This is a genomic window from Stenotrophomonas sp. C3(2023), assembly GCF_032911385.1.
In the GTDB taxonomy this organism is placed as follows: domain Bacteria; phylum Pseudomonadota; class Gammaproteobacteria; order Xanthomonadales; family Xanthomonadaceae; genus Stenotrophomonas.
This window is the reverse complement of sequence record NZ_JAWJLO010000001.1, coordinates 1167506-1185530: the sequence shown is the minus strand read 5'-3', so window position 1 is coordinate 1185530 and position 18025 is coordinate 1167506. Positions and strand designations below refer to the sequence as shown.

Genomic DNA, 18025 nt, shown 5'->3' with positions numbered 1-18025 from the left:
CCGCAAGCGCAGTCCAGACATTCCAGGAGCTCTCCGGGGGACAGAACCAGACCGCCCCGTGACATAGCACACTCCCCGCCACTTCCTTACGCATCCGCACGGATACACTGCAGACCCACCCCCTCGTCACGGACTGCGATGAAGGCCAACCTGTTCCGCCATGGCATCAACCTGTGGCCGCCGTTCCTGCTGGCCGGCATCCACGTCACCTCGATCAGCGCCGATTACCGCCAGATCGAAGTGGAGTTGCGCATGCGCCCATGGAACCGCAACTACGTCGGTACGCACTTTGGTGGCAGCCTGTTCGCGATGACCGACCCGTTCTGGATGCTGGGTCTGCTGCACACCCTGGGCCGCGATTACTACGTGTGGGACCGCGCGGCGGCCATCGAGTTTCTCAAGCCCGGCCGCGGTACGGTGCGCACCCGCTTTGACATCACCGATGTGCTGCTGGAGGAACTTCGCAGCGAGGCCGCCGAAGGCGCCAAGGTGCTGCGCTGGTTCACCAACGACGTGGTTGACCAGCAGGGCGACGTCGTGGCGCAGGTGCGCAAGCAGGTCTACGTGCGGCTCAAGCCCGCCGCACGCTGAAACGGCTACCGGGACGGCGCCTGCACCGGCACCCGCAGCCACTGTCCCGCTTCGTCCACGCTGACACGGTGGCGACGCGGCACCTGTAGATGGCGGCCGTCGTCAGTCAGCGTCACCGGCCGCCCCGGTGCCGCAAGTCCTGGCGGCAGATGCTCCAACGCCTGGGCCGCCGACACGGGCTGCTGGCGCAGCCAGCGCTGGACCGCCAACAGACGCAGCATGGCTGCCGCGTCCTGCCCGCGGTCGGCCTGTGCGGCCATCGCCGGGGCGGCGATATCCGCAACGGCGCAGCCGATCCGGTTGGCCAGGCAGGCAACGCTGCCATCGGCCTGCGCCGGCACGGGTATGTCATCGACATGGAATGCAGCGTTGGCCGGGTCGCACGCATGCGCGTAATACGGCGCCATGCGCAGGCGGGTCCGTTCCGTATCCAGCACCAGCCAGGCCCAAGGGGGCGACGCTGCGGACTGGGCCATCACCCCGGTGGCCAATGCGAACTCGCCCTGCATCGGCCGGCACAGGCTCACCTCCTGCGCGGTCAGCAACGGCAGCGCCGCGTCGCAGGCGGCTGGCATGGCAAGGTCCGCCGGCAGCTCGACCAGTACATCGGCCAGCACGCGTGCATTGAGTTCGACCAGCATGCTGCCGAGCATGCCGATCGCCAGGTTGTCCCCGCGGGTCATCAGCGCGCGGCCACTGGCGATGCCGCTGCACAGGCCGGCAATCGCCTGGGCGCTGTCGCCGTGCACATGCGCCAGTGCCCAGGCGCCGAGCGGGTCGGTCAGCGCCGCCAGTGCCGGCATCGGCGGGAACGGATTGTCGGCCATTGGTGCGAAGGGCGAGCTGAAATCCTCAGCGGCTGCCAACGCCGCGATCCGCGCATGCAGGGCCGCGTGGCCGGCGTGCGCCGCAGCGACGGTCCGGGGATCAGCGCGCACCTTGGCCAGACATCCCTCGCCACGCTCACCACAGCGTCGGGCGGACAACCTCACCTCGCGATACGCCGTTGCGTCGACGGCATCGGGTGCCACCACCGGCACACCGGCTGACCAGCGTTGCACATCGTCGGCCAGCCGCTGCTGTCGGGCGCGCTCGTCCGGCCCATCGAAGCGCAGCAGCCACAGCTGCGCAAATCCATCATGCCCGCCACCCGCCTCACGCACCTGCAGCCACCGCAAGGCGTCGCGCTCAACCTGGGGCACCGGCCACAGGCGCGCCGCGCCCCACACGGCCATGACCCCCAGCGCCAGCAACAGCACCGCCCACGCCATTCCCTTGATCAGCTTCTTCAACACAGCGTTGGACTCCTGTCCGTTCCGGCATGACGGGCCAGCGTAAACGCTGGCACTACGCCGCTACAATGCGCGCATGTCCCTGCACACCCCCACCCTCGTTCCGCGCCCTTCGCTGCAGCGTCTGTTCATCACCGGCCTGCTCACCCTGCTGCCGATCTGGCTGACCTGGGTGGTGGTGAAGTTTGTCTTCGTGCTGCTGTCGGGCATCTCCACGCCGCTGGTGGAGCCGCTGTCCAAGCAGATCGCCACCTCGTTCCCACATTATCTGGGCTGGGTCCAGGCCGAGTGGATCCAGGCCACCATCGCGCTGCTCGCCACGCTGCTGGTGATTCTTGCTGTGGGCGTGCTCAGCCGCCGCGTGGTGGGCCAACGCCTGCTGCGCTGGGTCGGGGCGGTGATCAAGCGCATTCCGCTGGCCAGCGTGATCTACGACAGCGCCAAGAAGCTGCTCGATATCCTGCAGACGCAGCCGGGCAGCACGCAGCGCGTGGTGCTGATCGACTTCCCGCACCGCGACATGAAATCGGTCGGTCTGGTCACCCGGGTGATCCGCGAACACGGCACCGGCCGTGAGCTGGCTGCCGTGTACGTGCCGACCACGCCCAACCCGACCAGCGGCTATCTGGAAATCGTGCCGGTGGAACTGCTGACACCGACCGACTGGACCGTGGACCAGGCGATGAGCTTCATCATCTCCGGCGGTGCGGTGGCACCGGACACCGTGCCGTTCACCCGCGCGGGCGAACGCAGCGCGTCGCGCGACGAAACCACAGCTGACTGACGGCAGCGCAGACAAAGCTGGCTGCGCGTACGGTGCTGGCCGTACGCGTCCGGATCGTGCAAGCTCCACGGTCTGTGTTCCACGGAAGTGACCGATGCTCCAACCCGTTCGCGCCCTGGCGCTGGCCATTGCCGCCGTGATGGTGTTCAGCGCTGTGCCGCCGGCCCACGCCGCCAAGAAGAAAACCACCCGCGCCACTGCCTCGCAATCGCGCCAGGCCGCTCCGCCGCGCGCGGCCAGCCGTCCTGCAGCGCGCCCCGCAGCGCGGCCGGCTGCCCGTCCTGCCGCCGCCCCGTCGAGCAACCAGGCCGCACAGCTCGAGCGTCTGTATGCCGAGTACTGGGACGCGTCGATGCGGCTCAATCCGTTGCAGGCCACATTCCAGGGCGATACGCGCTACAACGACGCGCTGCCCAACATCCTGTCGCCGGCGTGGCGCCAGCAGTCGCATGACTTCACCGTGGAATGGCTGGGCAAGGTCGAGAAGATCGGCAGCCAGGGTCTGCAGGGCCAGGAGCTGCTCAGCTATGAGCTGTTCGTGCGCGATGCGCGCGCCTCGCTGGAGGCCGAGCGCCATCCGGCGTGGATGATGCCCATCAATCCGTATTACAACCTTGGCAGCATCATGGCCATCCTCGGCTCGGGCACCGGTGCCCAGCCGTTCAATACGGTGGCCGACTACCAGGCGTGGTCGCGCCGCTCGCTCGGCATCCCGCCGCTGTTCGAGCAGGCCATCGCCAACATGCGCCAAGGCATCGCTGCCGGCGTGGTGCAGCCGCGCGAGCTGATGGAGAAAGTGCTGCCGCAGCTGGACGCGGTGATCAAGCCCACCGCTGAGGAATCGATCTTCTGGGCCCCGATCCGCACGATGCCGGAAAGCATTTCCGCCGCAGACAAGGCGCAGCTGAGCGCCGAGTACAAGCGGATGATCGAGTACCGCATCATGCCCGCCTACCGCGCCCTGCGCGGCTTCATTGCCACCGAGTACCTGCCTGCCGCCCGCACGACGGCCGGAATGGGTGCGCTGCCCGATGGCCAGCAGTGGTACGCGCAGACGCTCGCCCAGGCCACGGCCACCACCCAGAGCCCGGCCCAGCTGCATGCCTGGGGCGAGCAGCAGGTGCAGCAGCTGCAGGGCCGCATCGACGCGGTGATGAAGGAGAACCGGCTGCGCGGCACGCAGGCCAAGCTGCTGCGCAGCATGCGCAGCGACCGCCAGTTCCAGTTCGCCAGCGAGGCCGCGCTGCTGACCCATTACCAGCAGCTGCAGCAACGCGTGGCCGCCGCCGCACCCTCGCTGCTCGATACCCAGCCCAAGGCCGCGCTGCAGATCCAGCCGGTGCCACCCGAGCGCGCTGCGGCCGCGGCGGCGGTGTTCTACCAGCCGGCGACCACGGGCCAGCCGGCCATCCTGTACGTCAACACCCGCGATCTGCCGCACCGCCCGCGCTGGAGTGCAGTCACGCAGTTCCTGCACGAAGCGGTGCCGGGACACCACGTGCAGCTCGGCCTGCAGCAGGAAATCGAGACACTGCCGCGCTTCCGCCGCCAGGCCGGCGACATGGCCTTCATTGAAGGCTGGGGCCTGTATGCGGAAACGCTGGGCGAGCCGATGGGCCTGTATGCCGACCCGTACGATCACATTGGTTACCTGCAGACTGCCCTGACCCGCGCCGCGCGCGTGGTGGCCGACACCGGCCTGCACGCACAGGGCTGGAGCCGCCGCCAGGCAACCGACTATCTGGTCAAAACCGCATCGCTGGCGCCGGCCGATGCCGACGCCGAAGTGGAGCGCATGATGGCCCAGCCGGGTCAGGCGCTGTCCAACGTACTGGGCATGACCCGCATCATCGAACTGCGTGACCGCGCGAAAGCCGCGCAGGGCAGCGCCTTCGATCTGCGCCGTTTCCACGCCGAGGTGCTCAAGGACGGCTCGCTGCCCTTGGACGTGCTCTCGCACAAGATCGACCGCTGGCTGCAGCAGCCCGCTGCAGCTGCAGCACCATGACCGGGACCGCGCCGCTGCTGGGCATCCACCATGTCGCGCTGATCTGCAGTGATTACGCCCGTTCGCGGGCGTTCTACACGCAGGTGCTGGGGTTGACCGTGCTTGCGGAAAACCACCGCCCGGCGCGCGATTCGTGGAAGCTCGACCTGGCCCTGCCCGACGGTGGCCAGCTGGAACTGTTCTCCTTTCCCGCACCGCCACCCCGGCCCAGCCGCCCCGAAGCACAGGGCCTGCGCCACCTGGCCTTCCGCGTGGCGGCACTGGAGCCGTGGCTGCAGCGCCTGGCCGCGCACGATGTGATCTGCGAACCAGTACGCATCGACGAGTACACCGGTCGCCGCTTTACCTTCTTCGCCGACCCCGACGGCCTGCCGCTGGAGCTGTACGAGGTCCCGCCCGCATCTGGCGAGTGACGACCGTTGGTCGTCACCCCGTAGCGCCGGGCTCTGCCCGGCGAGCGCGCAGCGCGGCTTCAGCGCGATCTGGCCGAAGCGCAGCCGGGCAGATCCCGGCTCTACGCGACGCCCCGGCATCCGGTAGGGGACGACCGTTGGTCGCGCTCTCCCATACCTGCCCGAATGGGTATACAGTCGCGCTGTACCGGATCCACCGGTCCTTGAGACATCCCTGGGAGGGGACCATGCGCAAGATGTTCAAGACCCTGCTGCTGGCACTGCCGCTGTGCGTGGCCGCGCTTTCGGCACAGGCCGCCGATTCGGCCGCCGGCCGCTGGAAAACCATCGATGACAAGACCGGCGCGGTGAAGTCGATCGTGGAGATCACCCAGGCTGCCGATGGCACCCTGCGCGGTCACGTTGCTCAGGTGCTGCAGTCCGACCGCGGCCCGAACCCGGTATGCGACAAGTGCGAAGGCGCCAACCGCAACAAGCCGGTGCAGGGCCTGACCATCCTGTGGAACCTCAAGCCGGACGGCGCCAACAAGTGGAAGGGCGGCACCATTCTTGACCCGGCCAACGGCAAGACCTACACCTCCAAGGCCGAACTGAAGGATGGCGGTCGCCGCCTGGACGTGTCCGGCTGCATCGCCTTCATCTGCCGTGCGCAGACCTGGCAGCGCGAGTAAGCCTCTCCGCGTCTGCGACCACCACTGACCCGGCCCCGGCCGGGTCAGTGCGTTTCAGCCGTGCGATAATCCCCGGTCCCCTCGGCTGCACCCCGCGACCATGACCCGTACCGCGCTCGTCACCACTGCCCTGCCCTACGCCAACGGCCCGCTCCATCTGGGCCATCTGGTCGGCTACATCCAGGCTGACATCTGGGTGCGCGCGCGGCGAATGAGCGGCGGGACCACCTGGTTCGTGTGCGCCGATGACACGCACGGCACGCCGATCATGCTGGCTGCTGAAAAGGCCGGGGTCACCCCGGAGACCTTCATCGCCAACGTGCAGGCCAGCCACGAGCGGGACTTCGCCGCCTTCGGTGTCGACTTCGATCATTACGATTCGACCAACTCGGCCGCCAACAAGGCCCTGACCGAGCAGTTCTACCTCACGCTGGAAGCGGCCGGGCACATCAGCCGGCGCTCGGTGGCGCAGTTCTACGACACCGCCAAGGGCATGTTCCTGCCCGACCGCTACATCAAGGGCATCTGCCCGAACTGCGGCAGCGCCGACCAGTACGGCGACAACTGCGAGGTCTGCGGTGCCACCTACAGCCCCACCGATCTGAAGGAACCGAAGTCGGTCATTTCCGGCGCCACGCCGGAAATCCGCGATTCAGAGCACTTCTTCTTCGAGGTCGGCCGCTTCGAGTCCTTCCTGCGTCAGTGGCTGGCCGGCGATGTGGCCCTGCCGGGCGTCAAGGCCAAGTTGATGGAGTGGCTGGACGCCGAGGGCGGCCTGCGCGCATGGGACATCTCGCGCGATGCACCGTATTTCGGCTTCCAGATTCCCGGCCACCCCGGCAAGTACTTCTATGTCTGGCTGGACGCGCCGATCGGCTACCTGTCCAGCTTCCAGACCCTGTGCGGCAGGCTCGGCGAGGACTTCGAGGCGCACCTGCGCGAAGGCACCAGCACCGAGCTGCACCATTTCATCGGCAAGGACATCGTCAACTTCCATGGTCTGTTCTGGCCGGCGGTGCTGCACGGCAGCGGCCATCGCGCGCCGACCCGGCTGCACGTCAATGGTTATCTCACCGTGGACGGCGCCAAGATGAGCAAGTCGCGCGGCACCTTCGTGATGGCCCGCACCTTCCTGGATGCCGGGCTGGAACCTGAAGCGCTGCGCTACTACTACGCGGCCAAGTCCGGTGGTGGCGTGGATGACCTGGACCTCAACATGGGCGACTTCGTGGCCCGTGTGAACGCCGACCTGGTCGGCAAGTTCGTCAACCTCGCCAGCCGTTGCGCCGGCTTCATCAGCAAGCGTTTCGACGGCATGCTGGCCTCCCAGCTGCCCGACCCAACGCAGTACCAGCGCTTTGTCGAGGCACTGGCACCGGTGCGCGAAACTTACGAGCGCAATGACCCGGCTGCGGCCATCCGCCTGACGATGACGCTGGCCGACGAGGCCAACCGTTACATCGACGAGGTCAAGCCGTGGGTGATCGCCAAGCAGGAAGGCGCCGATGCGCAGTTGCAGGCGGTGTGCACGCAGGGTCTGAACCTGTTCCGCGTGCTGGTCACCGCGCTCAAGCCGGTGCTGCCGGCCACCTCGGCGCAGGCCGAAGCGTTCCTGGCCGCACCGGTGGCCGACTGGACCGCGCTGGCGCAGCCGCTGCTGGGCCATCGCATCCACGACTACACCCCGCTGTTCACCCGTATCGACCCGAAGAAGATTGACACCATGATCGACGCCTCCAAGGACACCCTGCAGCCGGCCACCACTGCCGCCCCCGCCGCCAAGGTCGAAGCCGCCGCATCCGCCGCGCCCGCGCCGACCAAGGAGGCCGAGACGCCGGCGTACATCGGCATCGATGACTTCGCCAGGGTCGACCTGCGCATCGGCAAGGTGCTGGTCTGCGAGTTCGTGGAAGGCTCGGACAAGCTGCTGCGTTTTGAACTCGACGCCGGCGACCTGGGCAAGCGGCAGATCTTCTCCGGCATCCGCGCCAGCTACGGCGAGCCGGAAAAGCTGGTCGGCCGCAGCGTGGTATTCATCGCCAACCTGGCGCCGCGCAAGATGCGTTTTGGCCTCAGCGAAGGCATGATCCTCTCGGCCGGTTTCGACGGCGGCGCGCTGGCGCTGCTGGACGCCGACAGCAGCGCCCAGCCCGGCATGCCGGTGCGTTGAGGGCGCAGGGCGCGGCCCCGCCGCGCCCCGTCCAATGCGCAATGGAGAGCAGGATGGAACTGGCGCTGTTCGATTTTGACCACACGATCACCGCCTCTGACAGCTACGCCCGCTTCCTGCGCCGTGTGGCCACGCCCGAGCAGCTGGCCCGTGCGTGGTGGACGGTCGGTCCGTGGCTGCTGGCGTACCGCCTTCGCCTGCTCCCGGCCAAGCGCATCCGTGCGCGCGTTACCCGCCTGACCTTCCATGACCGCCATGCCGAGGACATCGCCACGCTGGCGGGCGGCTACGCGCGTGATGTGCTGCCGTCCCTGGTGCGTCCGCTGATGCTGGAGCAGATCCGCTGGCATCTGAGCAGGCAGCACACCGTGGTGGTGGTATCGGCCTCGCTGGACCTGTACCTGAAACCCTGGTGCGATGCGCTGGGCCTGCAGCTGATCTGCAACCGGCTGGAGAGTCGGGACGGTCGCCTGACCGGTCAGTACGACGGCGGCGACTGCGGGCCGCGCAAGGTGGAGCTGATCCGCCAGCGCTACGACCTGTCCCGCTTTGTCCGCATCCACGCCTACGGTGACAGCCGCGAGGACCGAGGCATGCTGGCGCTGGCCCACGACCGCTGGTACCGCGGCGTCCATCAATCCTGAGCACGCGTTGCCATCGCCCCGTATGAGCCTGATTCCCCCGCCGCTGGTTGAACGACTTGATCGCCTGCTGCCGCAGACCCAGTGCGGGCAGTGCGGTTTTGACGGCTGCCGCCCGTATGCCGAAGCGATGGCCCGCCGTGAGGCCGGGGTCGAGCGTTGCCCGCCCGGCGGCGACGCCGGCGCGCGCGCGCTCGCGCACGTGCTGCAGGTGCCAGCGCGACCCTATGATCGCAGCCGCGGCCAGCACAAACCGGCGCAGCGCGCGGTCGTGGTGGAACAGGACTGCATCGGCTGCACCAAGTGCATACAGGCCTGTCCGGTGGACGCCATCGTCGGCGGCGCCAAGTACATGCATACGGTCATTGCCGATCTCTGCACCGGCTGCGAGCTGTGCATTCCGCCCTGCCCGGTGGACTGCATCGACCTGGTTCCACTGTAGCGCCAGCCTCTGCCCGGCGAGCGCGCAGCGCGGCTTTACCGCAAGCCGTCCGCAGAGCAGCCGGGCAGCGCCGGTCAAGCGCGATCTGGCCGCGTCCGATCAGGGGACGGCGGCAGTGACGACGATCTCGACCTTCCACTCCGGATGGGCCAGCCTGGCCTCGAAGGTCGCGCGCGGTGGCGTTGCACCCTCCACCACCCACTCGTCCCACGCCTTGTTCATGCCGTCGAAATCGGCGATGTCAGCCAGATACACCTCCGCGCGCAGCACGTGCTGACGGTCGCTGGCCACCAGCGCCAACAGCTTGTCGATCTCGGCCAGCACCTGCCGGGTCTGCCCGGTGATGTCCTGGGTGGCGTCATCGGGAATCTGCCCGGCGAGGTAGGCGACCTTGTTATGCACGGTCATCTCGGACATGCGCGGACCAACATCGAAACGTTCCAGCATGGGCGTGGCTCCTGTGGGATGGACTGATCCTGCATTGTCGCCCAGCTGACCCTGCTTGTGCGCTGCTGCTCGCCGACGCCGTCCTGAACAGCGCACGCTGCCCACTGGAAAAAGCGCTCGCCGCGCCGCACGATAGCGCCGACGACGCCCGTTGACGCCGCCCCGCCCCTCCCCTTTCGAGCCCCCGGCGCCAATGACCGAGCCTGACCCTGCTTCCCCCGCTTCCGGCACACCGTGGTGGACGCGACTGCTCGCCGTGGCCTTTCCCTTGCTGGTGCTGGCACTGGCCCTGCACGGGCTGGCCAGCGCATTCGACGTGCACGGCTACCGCGCCATCGGTGAGGCATTCAAGCGGCTGGGCGGCGGCCAGATCGCACTGACCATGGTGCTGGGTCTGGCCAGTTATGCCTGCCTGATCGGCTTCGATGCCATCGGTCTGCGACGCAGCGGCATCACCGTGCATCCGGCCCGCATTGGCATCACGGCCTTCCTCGCCCACGCACTGGGACAGACGGTGGGCTTCGCCGCACTGACCGGCGGCGCGGTGCGCCTGCGTGGCTACCGCAGCGCTGGGCTGGATCTGGCCCAGGTCGGCCAGGTCGTGCTGATGAGCACCCTGGGCTTCGTGTTCGGTGCCTGGCTGCTGCTGGGTGCCGCGCTGTGCCTGGAGCCGGGTGCCGCCGCATTGGCCCTGCCGCTGCAGACCGGCACGCTGCGCCTGCTGGGGGTTGCCGCGCTGCTCGCCTACGCGGTCACGCTCGTGCTGGTGGGTTCGCGTGGACGCAGCCTGCGTGTCCTTGGCCATCCGCTGTGGCTGCCCGATCGCCGCACCATGCTCGGTGTCACCACACTGAGCGTGGTCGAACTGGTCCTGGCCAGCGCCGCCTTCTACGTGCTGCTGCCCGACAGCGCCCCGCCCGGACTGCCCGGCTTTGTCGGGCTGTATCTGGTGGCGGTGGTGGCCGGCCTCATCTCCACGGTGCCGGCAGGTCTGGGCGTGTTCGAGTGGAGCCTGCTCAAGCTGCTGCCACAGGTCGCCCCCGGCGCGGTGCTCGCTGCCGCGCTCATCTACCGCATCACGTACTACGTGCTGCCGCTGCTGCTGGCGACCCTGCTTGCCCTGGCCCCGGCGCTGCGCCGGCCACTGCGCGCCAGCGCCGGCGCCACGCGGATCGGCTGGACCGCCCTGCGTCCATGGCTGCCGCAGATCATCGCGCTGGCGGTGTTCTCGGTCGGAGCGGCGCTGGTGATCGACGGCACCCTGCCGATCGCTCACCGTCACCTGCATGGCACACCGCTGCCGCTGCTGGAAACCTCGCACCTGCTCGGAAGCCTGGCCGGTGTGGTGCTGCTGCTGATCGGCCAGGCACTGGCGCGGAGGAGCCACGCAGCGTGGATGCTGGCACTGGCGGCCTGCCTGGCCGCGCCGTTGGCGCTATGGCTGCGCAGTGGCCAGTGGCTGATCGGCGCCGCCGCCCTGCTCGCTGCTGCGGCGCTGTGGGCCGCCCGGCGTGAGTTCTACCGCCAAGGCGCGCTGCTTGATGAAGCCTGGTCGTGGCCGTGGCTGCGCAACCTCGGCCTGGTACTGGTGGCTACCACCTGGCTGCTGCTGTTCACCTACAGCCACGTCGAGTACCAGAACGAACTGTGGTGGCAGTTCGCGCTTTCGGGCAACGCACCGCGTGCGCTGCGTGCGCTGCTGGTGGTGGCCATGGTGGTGGTGGTGTCTGGTCTGGCACGTCTGCTGCACAGCACGCGCAGCCCGCTGCCCGCTGCCGACGAAGCGACGCTGCACGGGCTGGAGCCGGTGCTTGCCGCCGCGCAGGATACCCAAGCGTGCCTGGTCCTCACTGCCGACAAAGCCGTACTGCGTGATGCCCAGCAGCGCGGCTTCGTGATGATGCAGCGCTACGGCGGCTCGCTCATCGCCATGGGCGATCCGGTAGGCCCGCCGGACGTTGCCCGCGCGCTGATCTGGCAGTTCCGCGAGGAAGCCGACCGTCTCGGTCTGCGCCCGGTGTTCTACCAGGTGGGCGAAGCGTACTGGCAGAGCTATCTGGACATGGGGCTGGGTCTGGTCAAGCTCGGCGAGGAAGCCATCGTTGCGCTGCAGGACTTCGGCCTGGAGGGCCGCGAGCGTGCCGACCTGCGCCAGGCCTGGAACCGCGGCAAGCGCAGCGGCCTCTCCTTCCGGGTTGCCCCGGCGGCCGAGGTGCCTTCGCTGCTGCCACAGCTGCGGGCCATCTCCAACGCTTGGCTGGAAGACAAATCGGGGGACGAGAAGGGCTTCTCGCTGGGCAGCTTCGACCCGGTCTACCTGGCCCGTTTCCCGGTGGCACTGGTGGAAGCCGAAGGGCGCCTGGTCGCCTTCGCCAACCTGTGGCAGGCCCCTGCCGCAGGCGAGCTGTCGGTGGATCTGATGCGCCACCTCGACGATGCCCCCAAGGGCACGATGGACTTTCTGTTCATCGAGTTGTTCCTGTGGGGGCGCGAACAGGGTTACCAGCGCTTTTCGCTGGGCATGGCGCCCCTTTCCGGCCTGGCCCAGCATCGGCTGGCCGGGCGCTGGAACCGCTTTGCCGGCCTGGTCGCCCGGCATGGCGAGCGCTTCTACGGCTTCAGCGGGCTGCGGCGCTTCAAGTCCAAGTTCGCACCGCAGTGGCGGCCGCGTTACCTCGCCGCGCCGGGTGGTGTGCATCTGCCGGCGGCCCTGCTCGATGCCACCCGGCTCATCTCGCTGGACCCGCGCCAGCGGTCCCCGCGCATCCCGGCATAGCCCGGCCGCCGCGCATCACACACCTCTACGGCGTGTCCAGGATCAGCCCCGCCACGCGTTGGTAGTCGCCGCCGAAGTGATGGTCGCCGGGCAGCCGCAGCACCTGCACGTGGTCATCGCCTGGCAGGTCCGGACAGAGTGCGTCGGCGTCGGTAGCGCCATAGATGCACAGCACTTTGCCGGCAGGCAGGTGCGCGATCTGCGGCGCGATCGGTACGCCCGCCCCGCTGCTGCCCAGCCAGTTGGTCACATGGAACTCGAACTCGGCCTTGCGACCCACCGACAGCAGCGCGATGCGCTGTAACTGGCCGCGCAGCGCAGGATCGAGCGCGTTGATGCTGGCCGGCAACACATCGGCGCCCTGCGAAAACCCCACCAGCATGATCTGGTCGCGCTGCCACTGCTGACGATAGTGCGTCACGATGCGTTCGATGTCCGCTGCAACCCCCTGCGGTGTACGCGCCTTCCAGAAATAGCGCAGCGAGTCCACGCCCACTACCGCTACGCCGCGCCTGGCCAGCGCGGCCGCCACATCCTTGTCCAGGCCCGCCCAGCCGCCGTCGCCGGAGAAGAACACCGCCAGCTGCCGCCCGGGCACGGCAGCGGGCACTTCCACCACCGGCAGGCCCTGCAGCGCCGCCGGCGGCGGTGCAAGTGCGATGCCATGCTGGGCGCCCAGCACGCGTGCGGCCGCCACCAGTCCGGGCGCCGGATCGCTGCCGTTGGCCAGCGCGAAGCCTCGCCCCTGCCCCGCAGCAGCCAGCCACGTACTTGCTTCGGCCTGGTGGCCTGCATTCAACCACGGCACTGGCACTGCCACCGGCTGCAGCACACCCTGCGGATGGGCCGGGCCGCAGAGCCAGTCCGGCAGCGTCGCCGTGGTGCTGAAGCGCGTGGTCAGCAGCCCGGCCACCGTACCCGGCGCAGCCTGCGCTGACAGCGCATACGCCACCGCAGCCCCCTCGGCATCGCCACCGACCAGCGGCAGGCGATAGCCGTCAAGCTGCAGACGCGCCTGCAGCCAGCGTGAGAAGTTCTCCAGATCGCCTGCGCCGAAGGCGCAGCTGCCGGCGTGTTCGCGGCGCAGCGCAGCCGCCACCGCACCGATGTCCACGCGCGCTACCAGCGCCCCGTCAGCACGCAACGCCTGCGCCGGCGCACTGTGGCCGGCGCCGCGTTCAAACCAGACCACCACCCGTTGCACCGGCGTGTCCGGCTGCAGCACGGTCACCTGGTCAAAACGTCCATGGCTGACCACCCGGGAGGTGGCCATCGCCCGTGCGGCTCCCACCAGCGCCAGTGCCAGCAGCACCGACCGCATCACCTTGACGTTCGCTTTCACTGCCGCTTTCCCCCGATGGATGCGCACACGATACGCCGCCGCGCGGGTGCCGGTGCACGCACCAGGCGCGGGATTGCTGCAGGGTTCAGCGCGCTGGCGCGCGCCGCCGCCACAGCTCCACTGCCAGCCACAGCAACCAGCCGACGATCACCGCGATCACCAGCTTCTGCCCGGCACCACGGGGCGGAGCGCGCCACAGCACGTGCAGCCACAGCAGGACGAAGGCCAACCACGCCCAGACCCACAGCACCCGGCCGGTGCGCTGCCAGCCCGGCTCCCGCATCAGGTACCAGGCCTGCAGCAACATCGCCACGCTGGCACACACAAACGCGGTCAATGCCGCAACAGCATGCACCAGCGGGGCCAGCAGCGGCGCCAGCGTTGGCAGCCAGCTGTCACCCACCGCCACCCCCGCCAGGCCCAGCGCGGCCAGCACGAACAACAGCGGTGCGGCCGCGCTGCGGCGGGGGCCGGAGCTGTGCCGGTACAACGAAACGCCCAGTATCGCGATGGCCAGCGCTAACACGCAGTACGCACTGCGCAATCCCAGCCCCCACGGGCCGTGCAGGTACATGCTCAAGGTTGCCTGTACCCAGTCCAGGTCCTGCCGCACCACCTGCGTCCACAAAGCCGTCGCGCAGAACAGCAGCAGCGCGCCCAGCGCCGCCAGCGCCGCCCAGCGCGGCGGCGGTACCGGCAGGGTCACGGCGCTGCGTCCGGGTGGCGCGTGCGCCATTGCGCCAGCGCCTGCCGGTAGCGCTGCAGCTCTTCGGCGTAGAGGTCCAGTACGCACAGCGGACAGCCGCTGCCGCAGCACTCGTTGGGCCCGGGCTCTTCCGGCGGGACAGGACGTGGATCGGGATCAGCAGCGGACACGAACAGGCACCAGCGGTGAAAACCAGAGCGCAGTGTAGCGGGCCACTCTCAGCGGGACAGGCGCCGGCGCAGATTGGCGCGTGCCGGTGCATCGAGCCGCTCGTGGAAGAACGGGCTCAGGAAGATCCGTGGCTGCCGCAGCAGGGCCTGCAGAAAGCGTCGACGTCCGGCCCGGTAGAGCAGGCCCGGTGCCACGCCCGCATACTCTTCGGCCACGCCACGGTCGTAGGCATCGAACACCTCGGCCGGCGCGCCGAGAATGGCCATGTCCGCATCCAGGAACAACGCCGCCTCCGCGTCCACCTCGTCGCTGCCCAGCGCGCCGTGCTGCGCGGTCAGCAGGATCAGCCGGGTGACCCGCTCACGGTCAATGCCGGCATCCGGCAGATGCTGGTCGATGGCCTGCGCGGCCAGCTGCGCCGAGCGCGCCTCGTTGTCCTTGCGCCCGGCCTCGTACACCGCGTCGTGGTAGAGCGCAGCCAGGTAGATCTCGCGGGGGTGTTCCCAGCCCGGACCCTCGGCCACCTGCTGACAATGCTGGAGCACCGCCTGCACGTGGCCGAAGTGGTGGTAGGCGCGCGGTGGTGTGCTGTAGGCCTGCTGCAGGGCCTGCCATTGCGCGGGTGGAAGCGTGAGCGGTGCGAACTGCATGCGCGCAGCATCGCCCCGCCCGTGCCTGCGCGCAAGCTGGACAAACTTTCACCATGTCGCTGCAAGGCCGGCCGGCATTGGGCTTAGGCCGGTTATGCACAGCTTTGCCCATGCGTGGTCCACATCGGCTGTGGATGACGCGCAAGGCGTTGGCACTGCGCGCGGATCAGGCCTTTTTCAGGAAGCAGGTCTTGAGCACCAGGCCCTTGATCTTGTCCGAGTTGCCTTCGATGTGCTCGGCATCATCCTCCACCAGACGGATGTTGCGGATGACCGTACCCTGCTTGAGCGGAATCGACGAGCCCTTGACCTTCAGGTCCTTGATCACCGTCACCGTGTCGCCGGCCTGCAGCGTATTGCCGTTGCTGTCACGCACGACAAGCCCCGCACCCGCCGACTCTTCAGCGGTCCACTCGAAACCGCAGTCCGCGCAGATCATCAGCGCGCCGTCGGCGTAGGTATTCTCAAGCGTGCACTGCGGGCACGCGGGTACAGCGGACATCGTCACGACCTCAAGCAACTACGACAGCAGCCATTGTAACCGCCGCCCCGGCTGCCAGCTCTGATCAGGATCAATACCCGCGGCCGGACCAGGCGCGTGACGACCAACGGTCGTCACCTACCACCGTCACAACGGCGCTGCCCTCCGGCCAGATCAACGGTGGCCCTGCCGCGCTGCGCGCGGTGGGCCACGACGAGCAGGGTCTGTTCCGGTAAGTGACGACCAACGGTCGTCATCCACCCCGAAATGCAGCGCGCGGCGTCACCGACTGCCGCCGTGCCCCTTGCGGCCAGCCCGGAAACCCCGCAGAGTGCCCGGCCCTTCGACCATCTCGGGTTCTCCATGCGCCTTGGCATCGATTTCGGCACCAGCAACTCGGCCGCAGCCGTCGTCCGCAACGGCACCCTGGAACCCATCCTGTTCGGCCAGGCCCAGCAGTTCCGGACCAGCGTCTACTTTCCCGGCGTCATCCAGGACCCCGGTGACTTCCGTCCCGATCCCGGCCAGGAACACCAGCTGCAGCAGCTGATCGACAGTGCCGCCCGCGATGCCCGTGCGGCAGGACGTGAGCGCACGCCCGATGCCCTGCGCCGCGAGGCCCTGCGCGTGCTGCGTCGGCAGTGGATGGAAGAGCGCATGCGCGAACCGCGCAGCTCCAGCCAGCTGCTGCAGAACGCGGTCTATGGTGATGCCGCGCTGGATGCGTACTTCGAGGAGAACGAAGGCAATCTGGTGCAGAGCCCCAAATCGATGCTGGGCTACAACCTGCACCCGCGTGCCCGCCAGACCATCACCGGTATCGCCACCCATATCCTGGAGCACATCCGCCTTACTGCCAGCGCGCAGCTGGGCGAGCCGGTGCGCAAGGCCCTGCTGGGCCGCCCGGTGCAGTTCCGCAGTTCCATCGGCGAGGCCGGCAACGAACAGGCCCTGTCCATCCTTGGCGAGGCGGCACTGGCCGCCGGCTTCGATGACATTGCCTTTCTTGAGGAACCGGCCGCCGCCGCCATGCACTATCACGCCGGCAGCGCACAGCCGCACCAGGCGATCATCGTCGACATCGGAGGCGGCACCACCGATATCGCCCACGCCCAGGTCGGCGGCGATGCACCTCCACATATCCACCGTGCATGGGGTATCGCCCGTGGCGGTACCGACATCGACCTGGCGCTCAGCCTGGCCGGCTTCATGCCGCTGTTCGGCCGCGGCATCACCCGCGTGCCGACCCACCATTACGTGGAAGCGGCCACGGTGCAGGACATGACCCGGCAGCGGGACTTCCGCCAGCACAACTACGACCATGTCGACGCGCCGTGGGGGCCGCGTCTGCAGGCCCTGCAGGACACCGGCAACACCGCCCGGCTCTACCGTGAAGTGGAAGCAGCCAAGATCGCGTTGAGCGAGCAGGCCGAGCACACCGCAGCGCTGCCCTTCATCGAACGGTTGCTGCAGGCCCACTGCAGCGCTGCCGGTCTGGGCACGGCGGCCGAAGGGTACCTGAACCAACTGCGCTCGCTGCTCGAGCAGGTCCGTGACGAGACCGTCGGACGGGTCGATGCCGTCTTTCTCACCGGCGGCATGTCGCGTGCCGGCTACCTGCGCAGCGCCGTCGCCGAGGTCTTCCCGCAGGCGCACCAGGTGCACGGCGATGCCTCCTTCGGCGTGGTGCAGGGTCTGGCCTTGGCCGCGGCAGGCGCCCATTAACATATCCCGACGCGTTCTGCGTTAAACTCGTCCGGCTTGACAAATTGCCGCGTCACGCCACCACCGCAACGGTGGCTGCGCTGCGCGGCTGGCCGGCACTGCCGGCCTTACGGCCATGCTTCCTGGCTCTGCCATGGACCGCGCACGACCTCGAGCCGCCAACGAGACCGCCATTGGGCACCCTCAAGGCCCACGAAGCCGCACAACCTCGAAAAGACGCTGATCCCATCGACTGCCGCCGTTGTGAGGCGGTGTGTTGCCGGTTACCGGTCTGGCTGATGGACGGCGACGACCAGGTGCCCGGATGGATGATCGACGAGGATGGTCCAGGCGGGCGCCGGATGGCCCAGAACGACGAAGGCTGGTGCGTGGCCATCGACCCGTACCACCTGCGCTGCACGATCCACCCGCAGCGCCCCGCCATCTGCCGCCAGTTCGAGATGGGCGGCAACGACTGCCGCAGTGAACGGCAGCACTACCAGCGCCAGGCTTTGGACCTGGCGACCCCCACACCTTCCACTTGAAAGGAGCCACCATGCCCCGCAAGGCAAAGACCCCCGCGAAGGCCAGCAACAGCATCCGCAATGAGCGCAAGGGCGCGGCGACCACGTCGGTCAGCAGCAGCACCCTGGCGGCCGATCTGGCCGCATTCCGCAAAGCCGGCGGCAAGATCGAAGTCCTGGGCACCACCTGGGCCCTGAAGAAAGCCAGCTGA

Annotated in this window: 19 protein-coding genes; 12 read left to right on the top strand and 7 right to left on the bottom strand. The window is 68.5% G+C overall.

The genetic code is table 11. The annotated features are described in order from the left end of the window. Positions 1 to 138: 138 nt before the first annotated feature. A complete protein-coding gene (locus RZA67_RS05175; protein ID WP_317211555.1) occupies positions 139 to 591 on the top strand; it encodes a DUF4442 domain-containing protein in 453 nt (150 codons plus the stop codon). 5 nt (positions 592 to 596) lie between these two features. Here the strand turns inward: RZA67_RS05175 and RZA67_RS05170 are convergent, their stop codons facing one another. Beyond that, positions 597 to 1886, bottom strand: a complete 1290-nt coding sequence (locus RZA67_RS05170) for a hypothetical protein (RefSeq protein WP_317211554.1) — start codon at positions 1884 to 1886, stop codon at positions 597 to 599. Positions 1887 to 1959: 73 nt separating this feature from the next. On the opposite strand from RZA67_RS05170, the gene RZA67_RS05165 reads away from it, so the two are divergent. The 7 genes from RZA67_RS05165 to rnfB all read left to right on the top strand — a co-directional run bounded on the left by RZA67_RS05165 (position 1960) and on the right by rnfB (position 9012). After that, positions 1960 to 2667, top strand: coding sequence for a DUF502 domain-containing protein (locus RZA67_RS05165; RefSeq protein WP_317211553.1), 708 nt, complete (start codon positions 1960 to 1962; stop codon positions 2665 to 2667). Between the two features lie 94 nt (positions 2668 to 2761). Then, complete coding sequence (locus RZA67_RS05160; RefSeq protein ID WP_317211552.1) at positions 2762 to 4675, top strand: DUF885 family protein; 1914 nt, start codon at positions 2762 to 2764, stop codon at positions 4673 to 4675. Beyond that, a complete protein-coding gene (locus RZA67_RS05155) occupies positions 4672 to 5088 on the top strand; it encodes a VOC family protein (RefSeq protein ID WP_317211551.1) in 417 nt (138 codons plus the stop codon). Before RZA67_RS05160 ends, RZA67_RS05155 begins: the two co-directional genes overlap by 4 nt. Positions 5089 to 5315: 227 nt before the next feature. Then, positions 5316 to 5759, top strand: coding sequence for a DUF2147 domain-containing protein (locus RZA67_RS05150; protein WP_317211550.1), 444 nt, complete (start codon positions 5316 to 5318; stop codon positions 5757 to 5759). Between the two features lie 100 nt (positions 5760 to 5859). Further along, complete coding sequence (gene metG, locus RZA67_RS05145) at positions 5860 to 7929, top strand: methionine--tRNA ligase (protein WP_317211549.1); 2070 nt, start codon at positions 5860 to 5862, stop codon at positions 7927 to 7929. A gap of 53 nt (positions 7930 to 7982) precedes the next feature. Continuing rightward, entirely contained in the window at positions 7983 to 8573 is a 591-nt protein-coding gene (locus RZA67_RS05140) for an HAD family hydrolase (RefSeq protein WP_317211548.1), read from the top strand. 22 nt (positions 8574 to 8595) lie between these two features. Beyond that, positions 8596 to 9012 carry an Rnf electron transport complex subunit RnfB gene (rnfB, locus tag RZA67_RS05135; RefSeq protein ID WP_317211547.1) on the top strand — a complete coding sequence of 139 codons (417 nt, stop codon included), beginning with the start codon at positions 8596 to 8598 and terminating at the stop codon, positions 9010 to 9012. Between the two features lie 99 nt (positions 9013 to 9111). On the opposite strand, the gene RZA67_RS05130 is transcribed toward rnfB, so the two are convergent. After that, a complete protein-coding gene (locus tag RZA67_RS05130; protein ID WP_317211546.1) occupies positions 9112 to 9459 on the bottom strand; it encodes a RidA family protein in 348 nt (115 codons plus the stop codon). A 193-nt stretch (positions 9460 to 9652) separates the two neighbouring features. On the opposite strand from RZA67_RS05130, the gene mprF reads away from it, so the two are divergent. Beyond that, on the top strand, positions 9653 to 12235 hold the full coding sequence (gene mprF, locus RZA67_RS05125) for a bifunctional lysylphosphatidylglycerol flippase/synthetase MprF (RefSeq protein WP_317211545.1): 2583 nt from the start codon (positions 9653 to 9655) through the stop codon (positions 12233 to 12235). A gap of 25 nt (positions 12236 to 12260) precedes the next feature. Here the strand turns inward: mprF and RZA67_RS05120 are convergent, their stop codons facing one another. The 5 genes from RZA67_RS05120 to RZA67_RS05100 all read right to left on the bottom strand — a co-directional run bounded on the left by RZA67_RS05120 (position 12261) and on the right by RZA67_RS05100 (position 15606). Continuing rightward, on the bottom strand, positions 12261 to 13556 hold the full coding sequence (locus RZA67_RS05120; protein ID WP_317213820.1) for an AcvB/VirJ family lysyl-phosphatidylglycerol hydrolase: 1296 nt from the start codon (positions 13554 to 13556) through the stop codon (positions 12261 to 12263). Positions 13557 to 13662: 106 nt separating this feature from the next. Then, positions 13663 to 14313, bottom strand: a complete 651-nt coding sequence (locus tag RZA67_RS05115; protein ID WP_317211544.1) for a DUF998 domain-containing protein — start codon at positions 14311 to 14313, stop codon at positions 13663 to 13665. Then, complete coding sequence (locus RZA67_RS05110; protein ID WP_317213818.1) at positions 14280 to 14459, bottom strand: oxidoreductase-like domain-containing protein; 180 nt, start codon at positions 14457 to 14459, stop codon at positions 14280 to 14282. Before RZA67_RS05110 ends, RZA67_RS05115 begins: the two co-directional genes overlap by 34 nt. A gap of 42 nt (positions 14460 to 14501) precedes the next feature. Next, positions 14502 to 15104: a hypothetical protein gene (locus RZA67_RS05105; RefSeq protein WP_317211543.1), complete on the bottom strand. Its 603-nt coding sequence runs from the start codon at positions 15102 to 15104 to the stop codon at positions 14502 to 14504. 166 nt (positions 15105 to 15270) lie between these two features. Further along, positions 15271 to 15606 (bottom strand): zinc ribbon domain-containing protein YjdM, encoded by a 336-nt coding sequence (locus RZA67_RS05100; protein ID WP_317211542.1) that lies wholly within the window; start codon positions 15604 to 15606, stop codon positions 15271 to 15273. 342 nt (positions 15607 to 15948) lie between these two features. On the opposite strand from RZA67_RS05100, the gene RZA67_RS05095 reads away from it, so the two are divergent. The 3 genes from RZA67_RS05095 to RZA67_RS05085 all read left to right on the top strand — a co-directional run bounded on the left by RZA67_RS05095 (position 15949) and on the right by RZA67_RS05085 (position 18025). Continuing rightward, positions 15949 to 17310 carry an Hsp70 family protein gene (locus RZA67_RS05095; RefSeq protein ID WP_317213816.1) on the top strand — a complete coding sequence of 454 codons (1362 nt, stop codon included), beginning with the start codon at positions 15949 to 15951 and terminating at the stop codon, positions 17308 to 17310. A gap of 227 nt (positions 17311 to 17537) precedes the next feature. Continuing rightward, positions 17538 to 17834: a YkgJ family cysteine cluster protein gene (locus RZA67_RS05090; protein ID WP_317213815.1), complete on the top strand. Its 297-nt coding sequence runs from the start codon at positions 17538 to 17540 to the stop codon at positions 17832 to 17834. 11 nt (positions 17835 to 17845) lie between these two features. Continuing rightward, positions 17846 to 18025, top strand: coding sequence for a hypothetical protein (locus RZA67_RS05085; protein WP_317211541.1), 180 nt, complete (start codon positions 17846 to 17848; stop codon positions 18023 to 18025).